This window comes from Herbaspirillum sp. (genome assembly GCF_035644555.1).
Lineage (GTDB): Bacteria > Pseudomonadota > Gammaproteobacteria > Burkholderiales > Burkholderiaceae_D > Herbaspirillum.
In genome coordinates this window covers 67,440-92,229 of record NZ_DASQOH010000012.1, presented here as the reverse complement: position 1 = coordinate 92,229, position 24,790 = coordinate 67,440, and the positions used below count along the sequence as shown (strand labels likewise).

Annotated in this window: 18 protein-coding genes and 1 tRNA gene; 6 read left to right on the top strand and 13 right to left on the bottom strand. The window is 62.6% G+C overall.

The genetic code is table 11. From position 1 onward, the window contains the following. The first annotated feature begins 9 nt into the window (after positions 1 to 9). Positions 10 to 510, top strand: a complete 501-nt coding sequence (locus VE092_RS04300) for a spore coat U domain-containing protein (protein ID WP_324874148.1) — start codon at positions 10 to 12, stop codon at positions 508 to 510. 211 nt (positions 511 to 721) lie between these two features. On the opposite strand, the gene VE092_RS04295 is transcribed toward VE092_RS04300, so the two are convergent. From VE092_RS04295 to rpmH, 9 genes are all read right to left on the bottom strand, one after another. Further along, positions 722 to 3,316, bottom strand: coding sequence for a 2-oxoglutarate dehydrogenase E1 component (locus tag VE092_RS04295; protein ID WP_324874146.1), 2,595 nt, complete (start codon positions 3,314 to 3,316; stop codon positions 722 to 724). Positions 3,317 to 3,541: 225 nt separating this feature from the next. Beyond that, a complete protein-coding gene (locus VE092_RS04290; protein WP_324874144.1) occupies positions 3,542 to 5,176 on the bottom strand; it encodes a methyl-accepting chemotaxis protein in 1,635 nt (544 codons plus the stop codon). 455 nt (positions 5,177 to 5,631) lie between these two features. Then, positions 5,632 to 5,708: transfer RNA gene (locus VE092_RS04285), tRNA-Asp, on the bottom strand. Positions 5,709 to 5,817: 109 nt separating this feature from the next. Next, positions 5,818 to 6,411 (bottom strand): nitroreductase family protein, encoded by a 594-nt coding sequence (locus VE092_RS04280; RefSeq protein ID WP_324874142.1) that lies wholly within the window; start codon positions 6,409 to 6,411, stop codon positions 5,818 to 5,820. Between the two features lie 302 nt (positions 6,412 to 6,713). Continuing rightward, complete coding sequence (gene mnmE, locus VE092_RS04275) at positions 6,714 to 8,114, bottom strand: tRNA uridine-5-carboxymethylaminomethyl(34) synthesis GTPase MnmE (RefSeq protein ID WP_324874140.1); 1,401 nt, start codon at positions 8,112 to 8,114, stop codon at positions 6,714 to 6,716. Positions 8,115 to 8,266: 152 nt separating this feature from the next. Next, entirely contained in the window at positions 8,267 to 9,982 is a 1,716-nt protein-coding gene (yidC, locus tag VE092_RS04270) for a membrane protein insertase YidC (protein WP_324874138.1), read from the bottom strand. Between the two features lie 16 nt (positions 9,983 to 9,998). Beyond that, positions 9,999 to 10,340, bottom strand: a complete 342-nt coding sequence (gene yidD / locus VE092_RS04265) for a membrane protein insertion efficiency factor YidD (protein ID WP_324874136.1) — start codon at positions 10,338 to 10,340, stop codon at positions 9,999 to 10,001. A gap of 6 nt (positions 10,341 to 10,346) precedes the next feature. After that, positions 10,347 to 10,760, bottom strand: a complete 414-nt coding sequence (gene rnpA, locus VE092_RS04260; RefSeq protein WP_324874133.1) for a ribonuclease P protein component — start codon at positions 10,758 to 10,760, stop codon at positions 10,347 to 10,349. Positions 10,761 to 10,786: 26 nt separating this feature from the next. Continuing rightward, on the bottom strand, positions 10,787 to 10,924 hold the full coding sequence (gene rpmH, locus VE092_RS04255; protein ID WP_006461360.1) for a 50S ribosomal protein L34: 138 nt from the start codon (positions 10,922 to 10,924) through the stop codon (positions 10,787 to 10,789). A gap of 1,158 nt (positions 10,925 to 12,082) precedes the next feature. Here rpmH and VE092_RS04250 point away from each other — a divergent pair. The 4 genes from VE092_RS04250 (at position 12,083) to VE092_RS04235 (ending at position 17,578) form a co-directional block, all read left to right on the top strand. Further along, positions 12,083 to 14,005 (top strand): PrkA family serine protein kinase, encoded by a 1,923-nt coding sequence (locus tag VE092_RS04250; protein WP_324874131.1) that lies wholly within the window; start codon positions 12,083 to 12,085, stop codon positions 14,003 to 14,005. Between the two features lie 102 nt (positions 14,006 to 14,107). Further along, positions 14,108 to 15,376 carry a YeaH/YhbH family protein gene (locus VE092_RS04245; protein ID WP_006461358.1) on the top strand — a complete coding sequence of 423 codons (1,269 nt, stop codon included), beginning with the start codon at positions 14,108 to 14,110 and terminating at the stop codon, positions 15,374 to 15,376. Then, complete coding sequence (locus VE092_RS04240; RefSeq protein ID WP_324874128.1) at positions 15,373 to 16,902, top strand: SpoVR family protein; 1,530 nt, start codon at positions 15,373 to 15,375, stop codon at positions 16,900 to 16,902. The genes VE092_RS04245 and VE092_RS04240 overlap by 4 nt, the downstream gene beginning before the upstream one ends. A gap of 22 nt (positions 16,903 to 16,924) precedes the next feature. Beyond that, positions 16,925 to 17,578: an LON peptidase substrate-binding domain-containing protein gene (locus VE092_RS04235; RefSeq protein ID WP_324874126.1), complete on the top strand. Its 654-nt coding sequence runs from the start codon at positions 16,925 to 16,927 to the stop codon at positions 17,576 to 17,578. Between the two features lie 24 nt (positions 17,579 to 17,602). Here VE092_RS04235 and VE092_RS04230 read toward each other — a convergent pair whose 3' ends face one another. The 4 genes from VE092_RS04230 to metH all read right to left on the bottom strand — a co-directional run bounded on the left by VE092_RS04230 (position 17,603) and on the right by metH (position 23,983). Further along, positions 17,603 to 18,292 (bottom strand): MarC family protein, encoded by a 690-nt coding sequence (locus VE092_RS04230; protein ID WP_324874124.1) that lies wholly within the window; start codon positions 18,290 to 18,292, stop codon positions 17,603 to 17,605. Between the two features lie 118 nt (positions 18,293 to 18,410). Beyond that, entirely contained in the window at positions 18,411 to 19,574 is a 1,164-nt protein-coding gene (locus VE092_RS04225; protein WP_274620020.1) for an MFS transporter, read from the bottom strand. A 273-nt stretch (positions 19,575 to 19,847) separates the two neighbouring features. Then, on the bottom strand, positions 19,848 to 20,132 hold the full coding sequence (locus tag VE092_RS04220) for a hypothetical protein (RefSeq protein ID WP_324874121.1): 285 nt from the start codon (positions 20,130 to 20,132) through the stop codon (positions 19,848 to 19,850). Between the two features lie 107 nt (positions 20,133 to 20,239). Continuing rightward, positions 20,240 to 23,983 carry a methionine synthase gene (metH, locus tag VE092_RS04215; RefSeq protein WP_324874119.1) on the bottom strand — a complete coding sequence of 1,248 codons (3,744 nt, stop codon included), beginning with the start codon at positions 23,981 to 23,983 and terminating at the stop codon, positions 20,240 to 20,242. A gap of 214 nt (positions 23,984 to 24,197) precedes the next feature. On the opposite strand from metH, the gene VE092_RS04210 reads away from it, so the two are divergent. Continuing rightward, positions 24,198 to 24,782: a 5'-methylthioadenosine nucleosidase gene (locus VE092_RS04210; protein ID WP_324874117.1), complete on the top strand. Its 585-nt coding sequence runs from the start codon at positions 24,198 to 24,200 to the stop codon at positions 24,780 to 24,782. Positions 24,783 to 24,790 lie beyond the last annotated feature (8 nt).

Sequence of the window (24,790 nt, the reverse complement as noted above, 5' to 3'; positions counted from 1 at the left end):
AGAAACCACATGTTCTTTGCCAAGAAAAATCGCTTCGTCGCCGCTTCCATCGCCGCCGTCGTCCTGGCCTCCAGCGCACCTGCCTCCTATGCCGCCACTGCCAGCGGCACCCTGACCATCAGCGCCTCCGTGGTGGCTGCCTGCACCGTGGTCGGTTCAGCCATCGCCTTCGGCGCCTATACCCAGAGCGTGGTCAACCAGTCCGGCACCATCACCGTGCTCTGCACCAACGGCACCGCCTACAACGTCGGCCTGGATGCCGGCACCGGTAGCGGCTCCACCGTCAGCAGCCGCAAGATGAGCGCGGCCGGCGGCGGCACCCTGAACTATGCGCTGTACCGCGATGCGGCCCGCAGCAACAACTGGGGTTCGACCATCGGCACCGACACCGTGACCGGCACCGGCTCGGGCCTGACCCAGACACTGACCGTCTACGGCCAGATCCCGGCCGCCCAGACCCCGCTGGCCGGCGCCTATTCGGATACCGTGACGGTCACGCTGACCTATTGAGCATGGCGCGGCACACGGGTGCCGACGCGGATTTGACGCCGACATTGAGCGGCTGCAGCATACGACGTACTTGACTTTTGCTTAACCGGCAGACTACAACGTCAAGACCAGCGGATCGCCAGCATGGACGACCGGAATCAAATACCGGGGAAACCGGAGGGGGGGGTAGGCGGTGCACTTCGCGCAGAAGTGCACCGTTTTTTTTCGTCCCTCAGCCTTGCGGGAACACGGCGTGCATCAGGCTGGCCTGCTGGGCGTAATGGGTGGCCTTGGAGGCGGTCGGTCCGGAAGCGGTATCCGGCCGATACACGGCGCGCAGGCGCACCGCCGCCGGCAAGGCGGCCTCGATGGCATCGCGTACGCAAAGCCAGGCCCCCTGGTTGCGTTCTTCCTCCTGGACCCAGAGCACTTCCTCCAGGGCCGGCCAGGTGTGCAGCATTTCACCCAGCTGCGCGGTCGGGAAGGGATAGAGCTGCTCCACCGACAGCAGTGCAGTGCGCGCATCCTGCACCTTGTCACGCGCAGCGGCCAGGTCATGGCGCACCTTGCCACTGCACAGCACCACCCGCCGCACCTGATCCTGCGGCGGCCCCTCCGGATCCTCCAGCAGCGGCTGGAATGCGCCTTCCAGCAAGGCTGACAGCGGCGAACTGGCACGCGGCTCGGTGTGCAGCACGGTCTTGGGCGTAAACACGACCAGCGGGCAATCGGCCTGCAGCGCCTGATCGCGCAGCAGATGGAACCACTGCGCCGAACTGGAGGGATAGGCCACACGGATGTTGTGATCCGCGCATAGCAGCAGCATGCGACTGAGGTAACCGGTGGAATGCTCCGGCCCCACGCCCTCGTAGCCATGCGGCAGCAGCAGGGTCAAGGCCGAGCCATAGCCCCACTTGCCACGTCCGGAGGTGATGTACTGGTCGATCATGATCTGGGCGCCGTTAACGAAATCGCCGAACTGGGCCTCCCAGATCACCAGCGCATCGGGACGGGCCTGTACGCTCACCCCATATTCGAAACCGACCACCGCCTCTTCGCTCAGCGGGGAATTGATCACCTCCAGGGCGGCCCCCGGCGCGGCCACTTCGCGCAGCGGCCAGAAAGAATGCTGGCGCGCCTGAGCCTGGTCCACCGCATGCCAGACCGCCTGGCGTTGCATGAAGGTGCCGCGCTGTACGTCCATGCCGGAAATGCGCACACTGTGGCCTGCCGCCAGCAGGGAGGCATAGGCCATGTTCTCGGCGAAGTTCCAGCTGCAGGCGTGCTCGGGCGCAGCCACGCTGTGCTGCCATTGGGCGACCAACCTGTCGATGACCGGATGGGCGTCGAATCCGACCGGCAGGCGCGTCATCCGCTCCACCCACTGCCGCAACCGGTTCAGGGTCGGCAAGCTGGTATCTCGCGCGCCCACCTCCGATGCCGGCCGCGAAGACGCCGGCTCCCGACTGTCGCCAACGCGGCTGGCACGGAAGGCTGCCAAGGCCTGCTGGCGGCTGGCCGTCAGCAGCGCTGCGCCCTCGTCCGAACCGGGCCAGCCGGCCTGGGCGTAGAGCCGCGTCACTGAAGGATGCTTGTCGATGAAGCCGTGCAGCAGTGGCTGCGTCACGGTCGCCGTATCCTGTTCGGCATGGCCCCAGCGGCGGTAGCCAACCAGGTCGATCACCACATCGGAGTGGAACTGCATACGATAGTCGAAGGCGATGCGGGCTGCGCGCAAGACCGCCTCGGGCTGGTCGGCATTGACGTGCAGCACCGGCGCGCCGACGATGCGGGCGATGTCGGTGCAATAGCCGTGGTTCTCCGGGTCCAGTGGATTGGGGGTGGTGAAACCGATCTGATTGTTGACGATGATGTGGATGGTGCCACCCACTTCATAGCCGGGCTGCCGGACCAGCTTGAGGGACTCCATCACCACGCCCTGCCCGCAGAAAGCGGCGTCGCCATGGATCACCACCGACGCCGGCGGCGCGGCCAGCGGATGACTGGCGCGGTAGCCGCGTGCCATGCCCAGCAACACCGGGTAGGCGCTTTCCAGGTGGGAGGGATTGTGCGCCAGGAACAGAGCAACCTCGCCCTGCGCTGTGCGGCGCACGGTTTCGGCGCCCAGGTGGTAAGGCAGGTCCACCGCGCCGGCGGCGGCCACGGTAGTGCGGCTGGCGTCGAAATAGGCCACGATTTCGGCGGCCGGCATCTGCAGCAGGTTCACCAGCAGGTTCAGGCGGCCGCGATGCGGCATGGCGAAGAACAGGCGATCCAGCTGGTAGAAGCTGCAGCGCTCCACCAGGGCATCCATCATCAGCAGCAGGCTTTCGCAGCCTTCCAGCGAAAACCGCTTGGCCTGCGGATAGTCCTGCTGCAGGTAGTGCTCCCACTGCTCGGCTGCCGCCAGCCGGGCCAGGATGGCGGCGCGTTCGGGCATACCGGACTCGGCGCCCGGGTCGGGCGCACTCATGCGGGCCAGCAGCCACTGGCGCCGCGCCTCGTCGCGCACGCCGCTGCCATCCAGCGCCAGCGGACCGCAGAACAGGCGGCTCAGATGGTGGGTCAGCTCCTTGACGGTGCGCAGACCCAGGCCGTCGAGCAGGCGATGCTGGGCCAGGCCGATATCCTCGTCCTCCAGCGCGTGCGTCTGCGACAGCAGGGCCGGGATGTCCGGCACCGAGATGGTACCCAGCGGATCGATATCGGCGATGCGATAACCCTCATTGCGGTAGGCCTCGATGAAGGACTGGATGCGGGCATGCGCCAGGGCCTGGCGGGCGGAAAGGGAAGACTGGTCGAGCGGGCTCGAACGGTGGAGCGTCATGGCGAACCTTTCTGGGCAAGTGTGCAGGCATGCCGCATCGGGCTGGCGGACATGCCTTCTACGAAAAAGACGATGGCGGCGAGCGCACCCGGGACGGTATCGTCCGGCCATCACTGGCACGGTGATCGTCCCGGGCGGGACGCCTTGTTCTTGTCACGACCGGCCGTGGAGGCCGGCCGCGGTCTCCTCGCGGCCCCTCTTACCACACTGCGTTCACAACAATGACTAGCCCTGGATCAGCGACAACTCGGGCTGGATGATCTTTTCACGCACGCTGCCATGGCCCCTGCCGGCATAGCCGGTCTGGGCGATCAGCTCGCTCAGACGGAACCGCCCCATCAGGGCCGACAGTTGCTCCGCCTGCGCCTGCAAGGCCTTGGAGGCGGCGGCATTCTGCTCCACCAGGGCGGAGTTTTCCTGGGTCATCTGGTCCATCTGGCTGATGGCCTGGTTGATCTGCTCGATGCCCTCGCTCTGTTCCTTGCTGGAAGCGCTGATATCGGTGATCAGATCGGTCGCATGCTTGATGCTGGCGATGACTTCATCGATGGTGGCTACCGTCTGTTCGACGATGGTGCTGCCGGCCTTGACGTGACTGACCGAACCTTCGATCAGGGACTTGATTTCCTTGGCGGCCACGGCGCTGCGTTGGGCCAGGCCGCGCACTTCGCTGGCCACCACGGCAAAACCGCGACCGTGTTCGCCGGCGCGGGCTGCTTCGACTGCCGCGTTCAGGGCCAGCAGGTTGGTCTGGAAGGCGATGCCATCGATCACCGCGATGATGTCGGCGATCTTGCCGGAAGAAGTGCTGATGGCACTCATGATGTTGACCACCTGCTCCACCGAAGCGCCGCCGCGCACGGCCACGTCCGAGGCCGAGACCGCGAGCTGGCTGGCTTGCAAGGCATTGTCGGCATTCTGGCGCACTGCCGAGGTCAGCTGCTCCATGGCCGAGGCGGTTTCCTCCAGGGAGCTGGCCTGCTGTTCGGTACGATCCGACAGGCTCAGGTTGCCCTGCGCCAGTTCACGTGCGGCCATGTCGATGGCCGAGGTGCCGTTGCGCACATTGGAGACTGTGTCATGCAGGTTATCGCTCATGTGCTGCAGCGCTTGCAGCAGGCGGCTGATCTCGTCCTTGCCCTTGGCCTGCAGGCGATAGGACAGGTCTCCCTGTGCCACGGTCTCGGCCAGCATGACCGCGTGACGCACCGGGGCGGTGATGGAGCGCGTGATGAGCACACCCACTACCGAGGCCAGCAGCACGGCCACGGCCGACAGCACCAGCATCTGAATCACGGCCATCTGACCATCTTCGGCGGCCTGACCGGCGTCGACCACCATTTCCTTGGCCAAGGAATTGACCATCTTGTCGACCATGACGAAATAGTCCAGCTGCAGCCTGGACATGTCGCCCTGGTACAGCGTGGTGGCCTCGGCACGGTCGCCGTTCTTCATCAGTTCGAAGAACTTGCGTACTGCCACGCCGTAGGCCGAACGGGCCGTGGTCTGTTCGGCGTAGAGAGCCTTGGTCTTGTCGGAATCGAGCATGCCTTCGAGCTGCTTGTAGGCCTCGGTATTGGCCTTGCGCAGGCCTGCGTATTCGTCCATGTACTTGGCCGACGCTTCCGGCGTGGCGGCCAACAGGATGTTGCTCAGCACCGCGTTGGCCTTGTAGCCGTTGTTCTTGATCTGGTTGCTCAAGGCGATGAGCTGGTACTTCTCGTTGACGATGCTGTTGATTTCAGCATTGTTGGACGACTGGTTCCTGATCCCGACCATGGCAGTCACCACGATCAGCAACAAGACCACTGCGAATGCGGCGCCCAAGCGGACGCCAATATTGAAATTGGCGAGCTTCATCGCTTCCCCCTATTTATCCCATTAGATGCCAAACGTGCAGGCCACAGGATGCGGCGCGCGCCGCCCTGCTCATGCCATCCCTGCACTTCTTGCGAATCCGCTACTGCATCTCGGTGGGTTCTTGGTACATCTTTGGGGAGCGGTTCGAGCCCTCTTCCTCGACCTGCGCGACAGGCCGGGTTCCCTCAAAAACATCACTGCGCCCCGGCATACGCCGGTCTCCTGTTTTGAGAAACTGCAAATTCCGGGTTAGTGTAAGCATTTCCAAGTGGAAATAGTACGTGGAACTCAAATTTTTTTGATCCTGTCGCGTAATCGTCCCAGCCGGCGATTGTGTCTTTTCTAAGGCGCGTGAACGTGCTAAGCATAGAGCCGCGCAGACAGCTTCATCCAGGCTGCAGTTTTTTCTGCGCAAAAACAAAAACGCCCCGTTCTTGCGAACGAGGCGTTTTATTTGGCGGAGCGGACGGGGCTCGAACCCGCGACCCCCGGCGTGACAGGCCGGTATTCTAACCAACTGAACTACCACTCCTAAAACCGCTTCAGCTGTCGTTGCTTGCTGAAAGAACGATATTATAGGAGAGCTTTTTTCAAAAAGCTAGGCCTTCTTCAGAAAATTGCGAAATATTTTACGGGCCGGCTCAAGCCTTGAATTTGCCTTCGAATGCCAGCTTGGAAAGCGGCTCACGCGGGCTGGGGACTTCGCGGGCCTGCAGGCCTTCCGGCAGGACGGACTTGTCGCCCAGCTTGCCGATGACGACCATGGCTTCCACCGAGAATTCGGCCGGTACGTTCAGTTCGGTACGGGCCTTGTCCTTGTCGAAACCGGCCATGCCGTGGGCGTGCCAGCCGGACAGCGAGGCTTGCAGGGCCAGATAGCCCCACGCCGAGCCGGTATCGAAGGAGTGGGTCGGGGCCGGGACGACTTCGGTCGCGCCCGGGGGCAGCATGACGGTACGCGAAAGCACCACGATCAGCACCGAAGCGTTGGCGCACCAGGCGCGGTTGAAATCGTTGAGCAGGCCCAGCAGGCTGTCCCATGCAGGTGTGCCGCGACGGGCGTAGACGAAGCGCCAGGGCTGGGCATTGTAGGCCGAAGGTGCCCAGCGGGCGGCTTCCAGAAAGGTCAGTACGGTCTCTTCGGAAATCTCGGCACCGTTGTAGGCGCGGGGCGACCAGCGGTTCAGGAATTGCGGATCGATGGGATAGTCGGCGTTGCGCGGATTGGCGGACATGTTCTTTTTCCTGTGATGATGTGAGAGGGGTAAATTCGGACAGCAGGCATATTAGCAGCGCTGCCCCTTTCCTGCAGAGCCGGCGCCAGCCTGGCGCGGCCATAAAAAAACCCGCGCACCTTGCGGCGGCGGGTTAAATCCAATTCTCAGGGGTGATGAATTGGAGGGGGAGGAACTTCAGAATAACGATGCTCTCTTTCCGCCTCCAAGCTTTTTACACGCTGTAACATTCGTTGCAATTCTGCAGTGGACTGTGGGGAAACTGTCAGGAATGGCGCTGCTGTCCGATTCCTCTTCCCTCACTACTTGCCGATGCAAAAGCGCGAGAAGATTACCCCCAACAGATCATCCGGTGTGAACTTGCCGGTGATGCTGGACAGGCGCTCCTGCGCCAGCCGCAACTCTTCGGCGAACAGATCCAGGGCGTGTTCGCCAGCTTCGTTGTCCAGATCGGCGTGGGCGGCGGCGTGGGCCAGATGTTCATCGGCCGCCTTCAAGGCCAGCAGGTGACGCTCACGTGCCAGGTAGCGCGATTCCACCGTCTGCTGCCAGCCGGCGATGCGCAGCAGTTCGCCGCGCAGCAGCTCCACGCCCTGCCCTTCGGCCGCCGACAGGTAGACATGGGTGGCGTCAGGCATCTGGTCCACCGCGGGCTTGTGGCCGGAGCGGTCGATCTTGTTCCAGATGCGGATGATCGGCACGCCATCGGGGAAACGGGCGGTGATCTTTTCGTCTTCCAGCGTCGGACCACGGTCGGCGTCCAGCATATGCAGGATGACGTCGGCCTTGGCCACCTCGGCCCAGGTGCGCTCGATGCCGATGCGCTCGACCTCGTCGGGGCCGCTGCCGTCGTCGCCGGCTTCGCGGATGCCGGCGGTGTCGATGATGTTCAGCGGCATGCCTTCGATCTGGATGGTCTGGGTGACCTTGTCGCGGGTGGTACCGGCGATGGGGGTGACGATGGCCACGTCCGAACCGGCCAGGACATTGAGCAGCGAGGATTTGCCTACATTCGGCTTGCCCGCCAGCACGGCGTTCAGACCGTCGCGCAGCAGGGCGCCCTGGGCGGCATGGCGGAAGACCTCTTCCAGGGTGCTGCGGATGGTGGCCAGCTGACCACGCGCATCACTCTGCTTGAGGAAGTCGATCTCTTCCTCGGGGAAGTCCAGCGTGGCCTCCACCAGCATGCGCAGTCGGGTGACCTGATCGACCAACTCGTGGATCACCTTGGAAAAAGCGCCGGAGAGCGACTCCGAGGCCGATTTGGCGGCTGCCTCGGTGGTGGCTTCGATCAGGTCGGCCACGGCCTCGGCCTGGGCCAGGTCGATCTTGTCGTTGAGGAAGGCGCGCTGGGTGAATTCACCCGGCTCGGCCAGGCGCAGGCCGATCTCGGCACCGGCCTGGACACAGCGTGCCAGCAACATCTGCATCACCACCGGGCCGCCATGGCCCTGCAGTTCGAGCACGTCTTCCCCGGTGTAGGAATGCGGGCCGGGGAAATGGATCGCCAGACCCTGGTCGATGGCGCTGCCGTCCTCGTTGAGGAAAGGCAGGTAGGTGGCGTGGCGCGGCGCCAGGCTGTCGCGCCCGCATACCGCGCGGATCACCGGTGCCAGGTTCTTGCCGGAAATGCGGACCACGCCGATGCCGCCGCGTCCGGGTGCGGTGGCGATGGCGGCGATGGGAGAAGAATCGAAAGTCATCTGCGTCTACTTGTTGTTGTGTGATCAAAACACGCTGCGATCCCCCCTTTGGGGCAGCGGTAAAGACAATGTTAAACCCGACGGAAGCGTAGGACCGAAAAAAAACCCGTGGATTCCACGGGTTTTTCCTTTGATGGGCTGCAGGAACCAGCTTACTTGGTCTTGCCGCTCTCGATATTGCGGGTGATCACCCATTGCTGCGCGATCGACAGGATGTTGTTGGTCACCCAGTACAGCACCAGGCCGGACGGGAAGAAGAAGAACATGAACGAGAACACCAGCGGCATGAACATCATCACCTTGGCCTGGACCGGGTCCGGCGGCGTCGGGTTCAGCTTGGTCTGCAGGAACATCGAGGCAGCCATGATGATGGGCAGCAGGCCGATGGGCATGTTGAAGTAGGGGATGGTGCCAAACAGGCGGTCCGGCGCGGTCAGGTCATGCACCCAGCCCAGCCACGGCGCGCCGCGCATTTCCACCGACGCCAGCAGCACCGAGTACAGCGAGATGAACACCGGGATCTGGATCACGATGGGCAGGCAGCCGCCCAGCGGATTGATCTTTTCGGTCTTGTAGAGCGCCATCATCTCGCGGTTCATGGCCTGCGGATCACCCTTGTGGCGTTCGCGGATGGCCTGCATCTTCGGCGAGACCGCCTTCATCTTGGCCATGCTGCGGTAGCTGGCGGCCGACAGCGGGAAGAACACCAGCTTGATCAGCACGGTCAGCAGGATGATGGTCCAGCCCCAGTTGCCCACCAGGTTGTGGATGTGGGTCATGAGCCAGAAGATGGGCTCGGCAATCACGGTCAGGTGGCCGTAGTCGCGCACCAGGTCCAGGCCGGGGGCAATCGCCTGCAGGGTCTTGGAGATGGTGGGGCCGGAATACAGCTGGCTGTCCATGGTCACGCTGGCGTTGGGTGCCACGGTGCCCAGCGGCAGGATGGAGCCGACCGCGTACAGGTTGTCGCCCACCTTCTTGCTGAAGATGTCGCGCTGCGCCTTCTGCGGCGGGATGAAGGCCGACACGAAGTAGTGCTGCACCATGGCGATCCAGCCGTTGTCGGCCTTGTTCACATGCTGCTGCTTGCCGTTGGCGATCTTCTCGAAGTCCAGCTTTTCGAAGTGCTCGCTGTCGCTGTAGACGGCCGGACCGGTGAAGGTGCTGTAGAAGTGCGATTCGCCACCCGGCTTGTTGCCGTCGCGCACCAGCTGCAGGTACAGCGAGGGATTGATCGCCGCACCAGTGTCGTTGGTCACGGTGTGCTTGACGTCGATCAGGTAGCTGTCGCGCTTGAAGGTATAGGTCTTGGTCAGCTTCACACCACCCTGGTCGGCCACCAGCACCAGTTGCACCTCGTTGCCGTTGTCCAGCGTACGCGGACCCGGCTGGGCGGTGAAGATGGTCTTATGGTTGGGGAACGGGCCGCCGATCAGGCCCGATTCGGCCAGGTACATATGGCCCGGTTCGGAGTCGAACAGCACCACGTTCTTGGTCGGATCGACCACGTCCGGCTGCTTGAGCAGCTCCAGGCGCTTCAGTTCGCCGCCGACGGTGTCGATGCTGGCCTTGACCAGGTCGGTGGTGATGGTGATGGTTTCGCCCTTGGCGGCAACGGCATTGCCGTCAGCGCCCGGCACGGCGCCTGGAGTACCGGCAGCGGCCGGAGCCGGCGTACCGGCCTGCGGGACAGGCGAACCGGTCGGGCTGGCGGTGGGTGCGGCCGGATTGGCGGCGGCTTGCTCCTGAGTCGGGTTGGCCGACGGGAAGAACATCGACTGATGCCCGTTATGGCGCATCCAGCCATCCCAGAGCAGCAGCAGGGAGAAGGAGAATACAACCCACAGGACGGTACGTTTGATATCCATATGCGTATTGATGAGTTCAGGAGTGGCTGCAACCGTCAGCGGCCACAGGGGGAGAAACCCGGGCAGCCGGGGGCTGCGACGAAGTATTCGGAAAATCGGGAGACGGCGCGGAAGACTGGCTCATCGCATGCGCCCGCGCCTCGGCCGAACCGGGGACGAAATCCAGTCCGCCGGGATGCCAGGGATGACACTTGCACACGCGCTTGCCGGCCAGCAGGCTGCCCTTGAGCGCGCCATGCAGGCGCACCGCCTCGGCGGCATAGTCGGAACAGCTGGGATAGAAACGGCAATTCTGCCCCAGGAACGGGCTTACTCCCAGCTTGTAGGCACGTAACAGCAGGAGCAAAGGCGTTTTCATCACTTCCTATTTCCTGGCAAATGCCGGCGCGTTCGGCAAGAAGGCGAACAACTGCATCAGCTCGGTCCGCAACATGGCCTTGACGCCGGCACTGCGGGCCGGGTCCTTGCGCGCATTGACCGGGCGCGACAGGCGCACGATGCAATCCACGGCGGGCAGTTCGGCCTGGCGGAACAGTTCGCGCGTGGCCCGCTTGATCGTATTGCGGGTCACCGCGCGCGGTGCGAGCCGCTTGGCCGCGACCACGCCCAGGCGGGCTTGCATCAGGCTGTTACGGCGCGCATACAACACGAAGTGCTCGGTACGATACACGGGGCGCAAACGAAAAACGGATGAAAACTCATCCGTTTTAACGATTCGCCGATCGCGTGGGAAGTCGCCTGCTTGACGTGCTGGAAGCGGTGAGCGGACGTCCGTCACACGAAACGGCAGCGCAATGCCCTGGCTTAAACAGCAGCCAGACGCTTGCGGCCCTTGGCGCGACGGGCGTTGATCACGGCACGGCCGCCACGGGTTGCCATACGGGCACGGAAACCATGGGTACGCTTGCGACGCACGACGGAAGGTTGGTAAGTACGTTTCATGTTGGACTCGCTAAGTTGGGCTGCCTTGGAGCAAACAGCAAAAATAAATCGGAATTCTGGAACCGCTTTCGGTGTGCCTGTTCCGCATCACCGATGCCCTGCCGCCATATAAGCCGGCAGCCCCTGCATCGCTGACACCATTTGTTGGCCTCTGTCGCTGGCGGCCTGGCTTACCTGGGTAATCGGGCGACCTGCAACTGAAACAGCACTGCGACGGCACCGCGCGCAATTCTTCAGATGGTGAACCCTGAATTAGACTGCATTTTCTACTTAGCTGTCAATGACTTATGCGCTTTCCAGCCCCTTGCCGGCGGCCAATGGCCGAGTTTGCCGCCAGAGCGTGGCGGATTTGCCGCGCCGCCCCCGCGCGCGGACGGAAAATTGCCTGATCGACATGCTTTGACCTTCCTCACGCTCGTTGACCCATCACGATGCCGGCGGCGCATCCAGGCCATGCGTCCTGCTCATGCGGCGGGAAGAAATCATCTAAAGGGTTTTCCGGTCATCCTGCGATGCGTCTCGGGATGAGGCAGATCAGCAACACCGGGGCGCGGCGATCCGCACCGTTACAAAAAAGATGGGGCATCTGCGCGCCAGCAGGGAATAAGTCATACCGGGCTGGCACGATTCCAGCTATAAGGGACTTGGGGTAGTCAGCAGTGTGCGAACCGCACCGTAACGAGGAGACGACAAACACAGGCGCATCGCCTGCCAAACCGACCAGGCGGAGATTGTCCGCCGGTTTTCTCCCGCCGGCCATCAGGTTTTTTACGATGGCGCGCTGCGCGAAAATAGCGCACCGTGAGGTCAACCGCTGCAGCAATCCGCACATTGAAAGAGCATGAGGGGAAAATCCCTTCACCCATGAAGGAATGGGACGGCTTGAACGCAGGTCCGGACATCGAAAAAATTCGAGCATCCAATGAACCATGCCAGTAGCGATGGATCACTAGGGGAAGCAAGTGCTAGTCAAAAAAGGACTAGAATAAAAACCAGAAGTGAAAAGTTCTTCGCATCACGCTGTAGACGCTACGGCTTTCAAAGAACACACCGGCAATGACGCTTTCCAGAGTCACCGACGCGTTCTTCGATAACCGCAGATGGCAAGTCCAGACATATGAATCTGTTTCGTACTTTTTTGAGAGCGACGGAGGTGGTATGGATATCTACAGCAGCTTTGCAAGCCGGTTCGACAAGACCAGAGAAGAAGAATTATCGCTTGAAGAGTATCTGAATCTTTGCAAGAACGACCCGGCAGTCTATGCATCGGCTGCCGAACGGATGCTGATGGCCATCGGCGAGCCGGAGAAGGTCGACACCCGGGAAGATCCGCGCCTCTCGCGCATCTTCGCCAACAAGGTCATCAAGGTCTATCCCGCCTTCAAGGAGTTCTACGGCGCGGAAGAAGTGATCGAGCAAGTGGTTTCCTATTTCCGCCATGCCGCCCAGGGTCTGGAAGAGAAGAAGCAGATTCTCTACCTGCTGGGTCCGGTCGGTGGCGGCAAGTCCTCCATCGCCGAGCGCCTGAAGCAGCTCATGGAGCAGGTGCCCTTCTATTCCATCAAGGGTTCGCCGGTCAATGAATCGCCGCTGGGCCTGTTCGACTACGACGAAGACGGCCCCATCCTCGAAGAACAGTACGGCATCCCGCGTCGCTACCTCAAACCCATCCTGAGCCCCTGGGCCGTCAAGCGCCTGCACGAGTACAACGGCGACATCCGCCAATTCCGCGTGGTCAAGCGCTACCCGTCGATCCTGCGCCAGATCGGTATTTCCAAGACCGAGCCGGGCGACGAGAACAACCAGGACATCTCGACCCTGGTGGGCAAGGTCGATATCCGCAAGCTGGAACAGTATTCGCAGGACGACGCCGACGCCTACAGCTATTCGGGCGGGCTGTGCCTGTCCAACCAGGGTCTGTTGGAATTCGTGGAAATGTTCAAGGCGCCCATCAAGGTGCTGCACCCGCTGCTGACGGCCACGCAGGAAGGCAACTTCAAGGGCACCGAAGGCTTTGGTGCGATACCCTTCGATGGCGTCATCCTGGCCCACTCCAACGAATCGGAGTGGAAGGCCTTCCGCAACAACAAGAACAACGAAGCGCTGCTGGACCGTATCTTCATCGTCAAGGTGCCGTATTGCCTGCGCGTGTCCGAAGAAATCAAGATCTACGAAAAACTGATCCGCAGCTCTTCGTTGGCCAAGGCCACTTGCGCGCCGGGCACGCTGAAGATGATGGCGCAGTTCTCGGTGCTCACCCGCCTGAAGGAGCCGGAAAACTCCAGCCTCTTCTCCAAGATGCAGGTCTATGACGGCGAGAACCTGAAAGACACCGACCCCAAGGCCAAGTCCTATCAGGAGTATCGCGACTATGCCGGCGTCGATGAGGGCATGAACGGTATCTCCACGCGCTTCGCTTTCAAGATCCTCTCGCGTGTGTTCAACTTCGATACCACCGAGGTCGCGGCCAATCCGGTGCACCTGATGTATGTGCTGGAACAGCAGATCGAGCGTGAACAGTTCCCGCAGGAAGCCGAGCAGAAATATCTCTCCTTCGTGAAGGACACGCTGGCCTCGCGCTATGCCGAATTCATCGGCAAGGAAATCCAGACCGCCTACCTGGAGTCGTACTCGGAATATGGCCAGAACGTCTTCGATCGTTACGTGACCTATGCCGACTTCTGGATCCAGGACCAGGAATACCGCGATCACGACACCGGCGAGAGCTTCGACCGTGCGGCCCTGAACGCGGAACTGGAAAAGATCGAGAAGCCGGCCGGCATCAGCAATCCCAAGGACTTCCGCAACGAGATAGTCAACTTCGTACTACGCGCCCGGGTCAACAACGGTGGCAAGAACCCGCTGTGGACCAGCTACGAAAAACTGCGTGTGGTGATCGAGAAGAAGATGTTCTCCAACACCGAGGACCTGCTGCCGGTGATCTCCTTCAATGCCAAGGGTTCCACCGAGGAAATGCAGAAACACGAAGACTTCGTCAATCGCATGGTCAGCAAGGGATACACGCCCAAGCAGGTGCGCCTGCTGTGCGAATGGTACCTGCGCGTGCGCAAGTCCTCGTAAGCGCCGCTGTTGCGCATCGTCCGCGGCATGCGTGGCGATGCTCGTGGCGACCCTTCGGCGCCGTGCGCCTGGCGCACCGCCGACCACTAGCAGGAGAACCGAGTGCTGCATCAGATCATCGACCGCAGGCTGGCTGGCAAGAACAAGAGCATCGCCAACCGGGAGCGCTTCCTGCGGCGCTTCAAGGGGCATATCCAACGTTCGGTGGCGGACGCAGTGCGCGACCGCAGCATCACCGATCTCGAAAAATCCAAGAGCATCAGCATCCCCCGCAAGGACGTCTCGGAGCCCTTCTTCCATCACGGCAAGGGCGGCAAGCGCGAAGCCGTGCATCCGGGCAACCAGGATTACCTGCAGGGTGACCGCATCCCGCGCCAGAACGGTGGCAGCGGCGGCGGAGGCGGCAGCAGTGCCAGTAACGACGGCGAAGGACAGGACGATTTCACCTTCGAACTGACCCGCGAAGAATTCATGCATTACTTCTTCGAGGACCTCGAACTGCCGCGCCTGGTGGAAACCAACCTGCTGCAGGTACCAAGCTGGAAGAACCAGCGCGCCGGCTATTCGGTGGATGGCTCGCCCAACAACATCGACGTGGTGCGCTCGCTGCGCTCCTCGCTGGGCCGCCGCATCGCCCTGGGTGGTCCCTTGCAGCGCCAGCTCGACGTGGCCGAGGAAACGCTGGCCGAGATGAAGCGCAAACCCGAGGAGCACAGCGCCGACATCCAGTTGCTGGAAGAGGAAGTGAAGCATTTGCGCGCCCGCATCCTGCGCATCCCCTTCATCGACCCCTTCGACCTGCGCTATGTGAACCGGGTGCGTCAACCGCAACCCTCCAGCCGCGCCGTGATGTTCTGCGTGATGGATGTATCGGGTTCGATGGATGAGCAGCGCAAGGACCTGTCCAAGCGTTTCTTCATCCTGCTCTACCTGTTCCTGACACGTAACTACGAACACATCGAAGTGGTCTTCATCCGCCACCACACGCGGGCTGACGAGGTCGATGAAAACACTTTCTTCCACTCGCAGGAAAGTGGCGGCACCGTGGTCTCCAGCGCCCTGGAACTGATGCACGACATCATCACCAAGCGCTACTCTCCCAGCGAATGGAACATCTACGGTGCGCAGGCCTCCGACGGCGACAACTGGAACGACGATTCCCCGAAATGCCGCGAGCTGCTGGAGTCGGCCATCCTGCCGCTGACGCGCTACTTCGCCTACATCCAGGTGGCCGATCCGGAACAGAACCTGTGGACCGAGTACATGCAACTGATCGAGTCGCACCCGCACTTCGCCATGAAGAAGGTGCAGTCGGCCGCCGAGATCTACCCGGTCTTCCGCGAACTCTTTGAAAAGCAGGTGCACGCATGAACAGCCGCTTCAAGCATGACCCCCTGCCCTGCCCCTCGGACTGGAGCTTCGATCTGATCGAACGCTACAACGATGAAATCGCCCGGGTGGCCAAGGGTTACGAGCTGGACATCTATCCCATCCAGCTGGAAATCATCTCGGCCGAACAGATGATGGATGCCTATGCCTCGCACGGCATGCCGGTCAACTATCGACACTGGTCCTACGGCAAGCACTTCATGCTGACCGAACGCGACTACAAGCGCGGCCAGATGGGCCTGGCCTATGAGATCGTGATCAACTCCGACCCTTGCATCGCCTACCTGATGGAAGAGAACACGATGACCATGCAGGCCCTGGTCATCGCCCACGCGGCCTACGGACACAACTCCTTCTTCAAGGGCAACTACCTGTTCCAGTTGTGGACCGATGCCAGTGCCATCATCGATTATCTGGTGTATGCACGCAATTACATTGCCGAGTGCGAAGAGCGTCATGGCTTCGAGCGGGTCGAGGAACTGCTGGACTCCTGCCATGCGCTGATGAATTACGGCGTGGATCGCTACAAGCGCCCGCAACGGCTGTCGCTGGCGCAGGAAAAGGCGCGCCAGCGCGAGCGCGAAGCCTATATGCAGTCGCAGGTCAATGAACTCTGGCGCACCCTGCCGGCAAAGAAGGAAACGGCCGCCGCCACCGTCGAAGGCCGCTTCCCCTCCGAGCCGCAGGAAAACCTGCTCTACTTCGCCGAGAAGAACGCGCCCTTGCTGGAGCCCTGGGAACGTGAAGTGATCCGCATCGTGCGCAAGGTCGGCCAGTATTTCTATCCGCAGCGCCAGACCCAGGTGATGAACGAGGGTTGGGCCACCTTCTGGCATTACACGCTGTTGAATACGCTCTACGACCAGGGCCGCCTGACCGATGGCTTCATGATGGAATTCCTGCATTCGCACAGCAATGTGGTGTTCCAGCCGCCCATCACCAAGCCCTATTACAACGGCATCAACCCCTACGCCCTGGGCTTCTCGATGATGAGCGACATCCGCCGCATCTGCGAACAGCCCAGCGATGAAGACCGCGAATGGTTTCCCGAGATCGCCGGCAGCAACTGGCTCGACACCCTGCAATACGTGATGCGCAACTACAAGGACGAGAGCTTCATCGCCCAGTATCTCTCGCCCAAGCTCATGCGCGACATGCGCATGTTCGCCGTGCTGGACGATGAGGCGCGCAGCGAGATCGAGGTCTCGGCCATCCACAACGAGCGGGGTTTCCAGTATGTGCGCCAGGCCCTCTCGCGGCAGTACGACATCAACCATCGCGAGCCCAACATCCAGGTCTGGTCGGTCAACACGCGCGGCAACCGCAGCCTGACACTGCGCCACTTCCGCAGTGATGGCCGCTCGCTGGGTGACAGCACCAACGAGGTGCTGCGGCACATGGCGCGGCTGTGGCAGTTCGACGTCTATCTGGAGAGCGTGGATGACAACGGCTACATCGTGCAACGCTATGAATGCGTGGCCGAGAACAGGTATGCTCTGCGCTCATGACTGATCGCCATCAGGAGTGATGATGCCCGCTGCCCCCGCTACCCCGCGCCCGCCGATCTCGGCGCAGACCATCCCGCTGTTTCCGCTGGCCAGCACGCTCTTTCCCGAAGGGCGGCTACCGTTGCAGATCTTCGAGGTGCGCTATCTGGACATGATAGGCAAGTGTATCGCCGAGGGCAGCGGCTTCGGCGTGGTGGCGCTGACCGAAGGCTCTGAAGTGCGCCGGCCGGGGCAAAGCGAGCGCTTCGTCGGCGTCGGCACCATGGCGCGCATCAAGGAATGGAGCACGCCCTCGCCCGGCCTGATGCGCGTGGCCTGCCTGGGCGGCGAGCGTTTCCGCATCCTGCAGGCCGAGCAGCAGAAACACGGTCTGTGGACGGCCCAGGTGGAAATGATGGAAGCCGATCGCGCGGTGACGATTCCCGAGGAACTGGGCAATACCGCGCAGGCGCTGGACAATCTGCTGCAATCGGTGCTGCGCCAGGGCCTGCCCGAAAGCGAAGTGCCGATTGCCGCGCCCTACCGGCTGGACGACTGCGGCTGGGTCGCCAACCGCTGGGCCGAGATGATGCCCATCACCGTCGAACTCAAGCAGAGCCTGCTGGCGCTGGACAACCCCGTGCTGCGCCTGGAGCTGGTACAGGACGCGCTGGATGAACTGGGCTGGCTGAAGTAGCCGCCTTACCCCTTATCCCTTGCCTTATGGCGCGACCCCGCTGATCCCTGCCTCGGCCAGCAGGGCCGCCATGCCCGACCAGAAGATCTGGATCCCGATGCACAGCAGGATGAAGGCCGACAGGCGCAGCACCACCATGGTGCCCAGGCGCCCCATCAGGTTGACCAGCTTGTGGGCGTAGTTGTAGCAGAGGAAGATCACCAGCGCCGTCAGGGCCGCACCCAGCGCCGCGCTGCCCACCGAAATCACCCAGTCCAGCAGGCGCGTGGGCGTATTGGCACCCAGCGTAATGGAGGCGGCAATCGTGCCTGGTCCCACGGTGAGGGGAAAGCTCATGGGATAGAAGCTGCGCGCCTTGATCTCTTCGTCGGGCAGGTCTTCGTCATAGGTCTTGGCGACCTGGGTGGGGATGGAACTGTCCTGGCTGTTGTCGTTGAGCAGCTTCCAGCCCGACACCGCCACCAGCAGGCCACCGCCCACGCGCACGATGGGCAGCGAGATACCGAAGAAGGTCAGCACGTGCGAACCGATGAAGATCGCCGCCACCAGCATGAACCAGCAATTGATGGCTACCTGGCGCGCGATGCGCTTTTCGGTGCTGCGGCTGACGTTGCCCAGCAGGTTGGCGAATACCGGCGCGATACCCAGCGGATTGAGGATGGGCAACAGCGTGATCGGGATCAGGACCACAGCCTTGAGGAAGAGGATGAACATGGCGGAATGGGCGCTCGGAAATGCATTGATCGGTTGACCCGGCAGCGTAGCTGAAAGCCGCTACGCTGCCAACTACGACCGTGCTGCGCGCCCGATGTTCGCCGCGCTGCTGGCCCGATCAGGCCGCCCGCAACCGCATGCCGCGCACACGGGTCAGCAGCAGGACCGCGATTCCGAGGTTGAGTAGGTTCCAGGCGATGCCGTTGGCGAAGGCGGCGTGATAGGAGCCGGTCAGGTCGAAGATCTTGCCCGACATCCAGCCGCCCAGGGCCATGCCGAACATGGTCGCCATGATGACCGCCCCCACCCGCTGGCCGGCTTCGGCGGCCGGGAAGTATTCGCGCACGATGATGGCGTAGGACGGCACGATGCCACCCTGGAACAGGCCGAACAGTGCCGAGATGATGTACAGCGAAGCCAGGCTGTCGAAGGGGATGAACAGCAGCAGCGACAGGCCCTGCAGCATGGAACCCAGCAACAGCGTGCGCAGGCCGCCGATGCGGTCGCAGATGGCGCCCGAGACCAGGCGGCTGACCACGCCGCAGGCCAGCATCAGTGACAGCATCTGGGCACCCCGCGCCGGACCGTAACCGAGATCGCCGCAGTAGGCCACGATGTGTACCTGGGGCATGGCCATGGCCACGCAACAGGCCACACCGGCCACGCATAGCAGCAACTGCGCCGCACCGGGCGAGAGGCCGAAGGGACGCGGTCCGCCGCCGATGCGGGCGCCGGTCGTGCCACTTTCCTGCACCGGAGGACGGGCGCGCATCAGCAGGGCCAATGAGCACATGATCAGCGTACAGGTGATGCCCAGGCCGATATAGGTCTGCTGCCAGCCGACACTGTCGACGAAATGCTGGACGATGGGTGGCCAGATCGCGCCACCCAGGTAGTTGCCGCTGGCGCATACCGCCACGGCGATACCGCGTCGCTTGCGGAACCACAGCGAGGTGTCGGCTACCAGCGGGGAAAAGGTACAGGCCGTCCCCAGCAGGCCGATCAGCACACAGTGCGCCGCCATGAAGAACCAGATATTGGGCGCCAGCGCTGCAGCGATAAATCCTCCGCCCAGGCAGACGCCGCCCAGCAGCAGGGGGCGCATGATGCCGGAGCGGTCGGCCATGCGACCCATCAGCAGGCCACCCACGCCCACGCCGAGCATGGTCAGCGTGTAGGGCATGGACGCCAGGCCACGATCCACCTGGAAATGCGCCTGCACCGCCGGCAGCACCACCGCCATCACGTACATGCCGCTGGCCCCGACGACCATCAAGACCATGGTGATACACAGGCGCAGCACGGCATAGGAGGAATCGACCTGATGACGGTCAACGGCAGCAGGCTCTGGGGGCAATGAGGGTGGCACGGTCGGTCTCCGGAGTAATTATTTATATCTTTATCTCAAGCGGGTCTTGTGTTCTTGTCGTTTGCAGCGGCGTTTCTGGTTTTTATCTGCCGCGCAAGAATTGCACCCGACTGGTGCGGGCCGACTAGCCTAACATGGGTCGCGCCGCCTTGCAGATGAGCCAATGGCGGCGGCGCTGCAGCGGGCTCAGCCCACGTGGTACAGGTGGACCTGGCGAAAGCCCAGGCGCTCCTTGTGGCGGGCGATCTTCTGCAGCATCTGCAGGCCCCGTTCGTGGCCCTCGACCACCACGCGGCGCACCGCGCTGCGGCCTTCGGCGCCATCCCAGGCCTGAGTGAGCACCCAGTCGCCCAGCAGGTCCTGGACCAGGTCCACGGTGAAGATGGCGCGCGACTTGCCGTCCGTGAAGTGCAGGCGCGTGGCCACGGTCACGGGCAGTGCATGGGTGACGTGGTCAGCGGAATCGATCATGGCTAAAGCAAGGGCTACGGAACGGCGGGCGTGGATGATAGCAGGACGGCTGCCGAATACAAGCCACAGGAAAAACTGCCCGGCGCGCAGGCCGGGCATGGGAGGACTTACAGGTTGGGCGCGAGCCAGCGTTCCAGCTCGTCCCTGGACACCTGGCGACGGCGGGCCATGTCCTCGACCTGGTCGGCGCCGATCTTGCCGACCACGAAGTACTTCGACTGCGGATGGGCAAAGTAGAAGCCCGACACCGACGCCCCCGGGAACATGGCATAGGACTCGGTCAGCTGCATGCCGATCTCGTCGCACTGCATGGTGCGGAAAGCGTCAGCCTTGACGGTGTGCTCCGGGCAGGCCGGATAGCCGGGTGCGGGGCGGATGCCGAGGTATTTTTCCTTGATCAGGTCGGTGCTGCTCAACTGCTCGTCGGCGGCATAGCCCCACAGGTCCTTGCGCACGCGCTCGTGCAGGTATTCGGCGAAGGCTTCGGCCAGGCGGTCGGCCAGGGCCTTGAGCATGATGGAGGAGTAATCGTCATGCGCATCCTCGAAGCGCTTTTCGTACTTCTCGATACCCAAGCCGGCGGTGACAGCGAACATGCCGATGTAGTCCTGCACGCCCGAGTCCTTGGGCGCGATGAAGTCCGACAGGCACTGGTTGGGACGCGCCACGCCATCGACCACCGGCTTCTCGGTCTGCTGGCGCAGGCCGTAGTAGGTGAAGGCGACCTGGCTGCGGCTGTCGTCGGTATAGATCTCGATGTCGTCGTCATTGACGGTATTGGCCGGCAGCAGCGAGATGACACCATTGGCGGTGAGCCAGCGGCCATCGATGATCTTCTTGAGCATGGCCTGGGCTTCTTCGAAGACCTTGGTAGCGGCTTCCCCCACGACCTCATCGCTCAGGATGGCGGGATAAGGTCCGGCCAGGTCCCAGGTCTGGAAGAACGGGCCCCAGTCGATATAGTTGGCCAGCAGGCCCAGGTCGACATTCTTGAACAGACGACGGCCGATGAACTTGGGCTTGACCGGTGCGAAGTCGAGCCGGGTCTTGTTGGCGCGGGCGGCTGCCAGCGACAGCATGGGTGCGGCCTTCTTGCTTGCGTGCTGCTCGCGGATGCGTTCGTAGTCGGCGTTGAGTTCGCTGACGTACTGTGTCTTCTGCTCGTCGGCCAGCAGCGATTGCGCCACCGACACGGCACGCGAGGCGTCCGGCACGTAGACCACCGGGCCTTCGTAGTTGGGCGCGATCTTGACCGCCGTGTGCGCGCGCGAGGTGGTGGCGCCACCGATCATGAGCGGCATCTTGATGCCGGCGAAATACGGGTCGCGCTGCATTTCCTTGGCCACGTAGGCCATCTCTTCCAGCGAGGGCGTGATCAGGCCGGACAGGCCGATGATGTCGGCCTTCTCTTCCTTGGCCTTGGCCAGGATCTCGGCGCAGGGCACCATCACGCCCATGTTGACCACTTCGAAGTTGTTGCACTGGAGGACCACGGTGACGATGTTCTTGCCGATGTCGTGGACGTCGCCCTTGACGGTGGCGATCACGATCTTGCCCTTGGGCTTGGCGACCTCGCCGGTGGTGATTTCCAGCTGGCGCTTTTCTTCCTCGATGAAGGGGATCAGGTGGGCCACGGCCTGCTTCATCACGCGGGCCGACTTGACCACCTGCGGCAGGAACATCTTGCCCTGGCCGAACAGGTCGCCGACCACGTTCATGCCGTCCATCAGCGGGCCTTCGATGACATGGATGGGACGGCCACCATCGGCGGCGATCTGCTGGCGCGCCTCTTCGGTGTCTTCCACGATCCATTGCGTGATGCCGTGCACCAGCGCATGCGAGAGGCGCTTGGCGACCGGTTCGCTGCGCCATTCCAGGGTGGCTTCTTCCTTCTTGTCGCCGGCCTTCAGGGTGGCGGCGTATTCGATCATGCGCTCGGTGGCGTCGTCGCGGCGGTTCAGCACCACGTCTTCCACGCGCTCGCGCAGTTCGGCCGGCAGGTCGTCATAGACGCCGATCATGCCGGCATTGACGATGCCCATGGTCATGCCGGCCTTGATGGCGTGGTACAGGAAGACCGTGTGGATGGCCTCGCGCGCCGGGTCGTTGCCGCGGAAGCTGAAGGACACGTTGGAGACACCGCCGCTGATCTTGGCGTAGGGCAGGTTCTCGTGGATCCAGCGCGTGGCTTCGATGAAGTCGACCGCGTAGTTGTTGTGTTCCTCAATACCCGTTGCCACCGCGAAGATGTTGGGGTCGAAGATGATGTCTTCCGGCGGGAAGTCCAGCTTGTCCACCAGCAGGCGATAGGCGCGCTCGCAGATTTCGATCTTGCGCGCGAAGGTATCGGCCTGGCCCACTTCGTCGAAGGCCATGACGATTACGGCAGCGCCGTAGCGACGGCACAGCTTGGCTTCGCGCAGGAATTTCTCTTCGCCTTCCTTCATCGAGATGGAATTGACGATGGACTTGCCCTGCACGCACTTGAGACCGGCTTCGATGACTTCCCACTTGGAGGAGTCGATCATGATGGGCACGCGGGCGATGTCCGGCTCGGAGGCGATCAGGTTCAGGAAGCGCGTCATGGCGGCGACCGAATCGAGCATCGCCTCGTCCATGTTGATGTCGATGATCTGCGCGCCGTTCTCGACCTGCTGGCGGGCCACGGCCAGGGCTTCGTCGTACTGCTCGTTCAAGATCAGGCGGGCAAAGGCCTTGGAACCGGTGACGTTGGTGCGCTCGCCGACATTGACGTACAGCGATTCATCATTGATGGTGAAGGGCTCCAGGCCCGACAGGCGCATCTCATGAGTGGTTTCCGGGACCTTGCGCGGAGCGATGGTGGCCACCGTCTCGGCAATGGCCTTGATGTGCGGCGGCGTGGTGCCGCAGCAGCCACCGGCGACGTTGACGAAGCCGCTCTCGGCGAATTCCTTCAGCAGGGCCGAGGTGACGTCAGGGGTTTCATCGAAGCCGGTGTCGCTCATCGGATTGGGCAGGCCGGCGTTGGGGTAGATGCAGACGTAGGTATCGGCGATGCGCGACAGTTCTTCCGCATAGGGGCGCATGAGGGCTGCACCCAGCGCGCAATTCAGGCCCACCGTCAGCGGGCGAGCGTGACGGATGGAATTCCAGAAGGCGGTCACGGTCTGGCCCGACAGGATGCGGCCGGAGGCGTCGGTGACGGTACCGGAAATCATGATGGGCAGGCGCTTGCCGCTTTCCTCGAAGAAGGTATCGATGGCGAACAGCGCAGCCTTGCAGTTCAGGGTATCGAAGATGGTCTCGACCAGCAGCACGTCGGCGCCACCTTCGACCAGCGCGCGCGTCTGTTCCAGGTACGCAGTCACCAGTTGATCGAAAGTTACGTTGCGCGCTGCCGGATCGTTGACGTCAGGAGAAATCGATGCAGTCTTGGGCGTGGGGCCAAGGGCGCCGGCCACGAAGCGCGGCTTGTCCGGGGTCGAATACTTGTCGCAGGCGGCGCGGGCCAGGCGGGCCGATTCCAGGTTCATCTCGTAGACCAGATGCGCCATGTGGTAATCGTCCTGGGCCACGCTGGTGGCGCCGAAGGTATTGGTCTCGATCAGGTCGGCACCGGCGGCCAGGTATTGCTCGTGGATTTCCTGGATGATGTGCGGCTGGGTCAGCGAGAGCAACTCGTTGTTGCCCTTGACGAACATCTCCTTGCCGGGAACGCTGAAGTCGGCAAAACGCTGGCCACGATAATCCTCTTCGCTCAGCTTGTAGCGCTGGATCATGGTGCCCATGGCACCATCGAGGATGAGGATGCGCTGCGACATCAGGTCGCGCAGCAGCAATTCGGTCTGGCACAGTTCGTTCGGCTTCATCTGGCGTTTTTCTCTGGTTGCGGCAACAATGCGGGCCTGTCTGCGGGACTGTCCACGCTTTGGCGGGACAAAAAAACCGGTCTGGACCCACCGTGGACCGACCGGTTTTACAGGCAAAAATGAGAGCCAGATTATACGCGAAAGCGCCCTACCCCCCCGCGCCAGCCGGCCTTTGCGGCTGGGTTTGCTTGCAATCCATTAACTGTTGACAAAGATGACAGCGCCTCGCCCCATCCTCATCCTGACCGCCCTGGAAAGCGAACTCCAGGCCACTGACGCGCCTGATGGCGTAGAGCTGCTCTATTGCGGTGTCGGCAAGATCAATGCCGCGCTGCATGCCACCCGGGCCATCCTGGAGCGGCAGCCGCGCCTGGTGATCAACTTCGGTACCGCTGGCAAGATCGATCCGCTACACGACGGCCTGCTGGAAGTGGCGGCGGTGATCCAGCGCGACATGGCGGCCATGCCGCTGGCGCCGCGCGGCGTGACGCCGCTGATGAACCTGGAGCAGCAACCGCCGCGCCTGGAATCCGGCCATCCCGGCGTGCTGTGCGGCACCGGCGACAGCTTCGTCACCGCAGCCGACGACTGGCTGGTGGCGCAGGGGGTCGACCTGGTGGACATGGAGTTGTTTGCCATCGCCCGTGTCTGCCACCATTTCGGGCTGCCCTGGCGGGCCTTCAAGTTCGTCACCGACGGTGCCGACGACGATGCCGCCGATGACTGGCAGGCCCGCGTCCACCTGGGCGCAGAGCTGTTCTGGCGGCATCTGCCGCACGTGCTCAAGCAATACGCCTGAGCCCACCC

What these genes read in the sequence shown, in the direction of transcription:
- VE092_RS04300 (WP_324874148.1), top strand. Translation starts at nt 10, where the DNA reads ATGTTCTTTGCCAAGAAAAATCGCTTCGTCGCCGCTTCCATCGCCGCC.
- VE092_RS04295 (WP_324874146.1), bottom strand. Translation starts at nt 3,316, where the DNA reads ATGACGCTCCACCGTTCGAGCCCGCTCGACCAGTCTTCCCTTTCCGCC.
- VE092_RS04290 (WP_324874144.1), bottom strand. Translation starts at nt 5,176, where the DNA reads ATGAAGCTCGCCAATTTCAATATTGGCGTCCGCTTGGGCGCCGCATTC.
- VE092_RS04280 (WP_324874142.1), bottom strand. Translation starts at nt 6,411, where the DNA reads ATGTCCGCCAATCCGCGCAACGCCGACTATCCCATCGATCCGCAATTC.
- mnmE (WP_324874140.1), bottom strand. Translation starts at nt 8,114, where the DNA reads ATGACTTTCGATTCTTCTCCCATCGCCGCCATCGCCACCGCACCCGGA.
- yidC (WP_324874138.1), bottom strand. Translation starts at nt 9,982, where the DNA reads ATGGATATCAAACGTACCGTCCTGTGGGTTGTATTCTCCTTCTCCCTG.
- yidD (WP_324874136.1), bottom strand. Translation starts at nt 10,340, where the DNA reads ATGAAAACGCCTTTGCTCCTGCTGTTACGTGCCTACAAGCTGGGAGTA.
- rpmH (WP_006461360.1), bottom strand. Translation starts at nt 10,924, where the DNA reads ATGAAACGTACTTACCAACCTTCCGTCGTGCGTCGCAAGCGTACCCAT.
- VE092_RS04250 (WP_324874131.1), top strand. Translation starts at nt 12,083, where the DNA reads ATGGATATCTACAGCAGCTTTGCAAGCCGGTTCGACAAGACCAGAGAA.
- VE092_RS04240 (WP_324874128.1), top strand. Translation starts at nt 15,373, where the DNA reads ATGAACAGCCGCTTCAAGCATGACCCCCTGCCCTGCCCCTCGGACTGG.
- VE092_RS04235 (WP_324874126.1), top strand. Translation starts at nt 16,925, where the DNA reads ATGCCCGCTGCCCCCGCTACCCCGCGCCCGCCGATCTCGGCGCAGACC.
- VE092_RS04230 (WP_324874124.1), bottom strand. Translation starts at nt 18,292, where the DNA reads ATGTTCATCCTCTTCCTCAAGGCTGTGGTCCTGATCCCGATCACGCTG.
- VE092_RS04225 (WP_274620020.1), bottom strand. Translation starts at nt 19,574, where the DNA reads ATGGTCTTGATGGTCGTCGGGGCCAGCGGCATGTACGTGATGGCGGTG.
- VE092_RS04220 (WP_324874121.1), bottom strand. Translation starts at nt 20,132, where the DNA reads ATGATCGATTCCGCTGACCACGTCACCCATGCACTGCCCGTGACCGTG.
- metH (WP_324874119.1), bottom strand. Translation starts at nt 23,983, where the DNA reads ATGAAGCCGAACGAACTGTGCCAGACCGAATTGCTGCTGCGCGACCTG.
- VE092_RS04210 (WP_324874117.1), top strand. Translation starts at nt 24,198, where the DNA reads ATGACAGCGCCTCGCCCCATCCTCATCCTGACCGCCCTGGAAAGCGAA.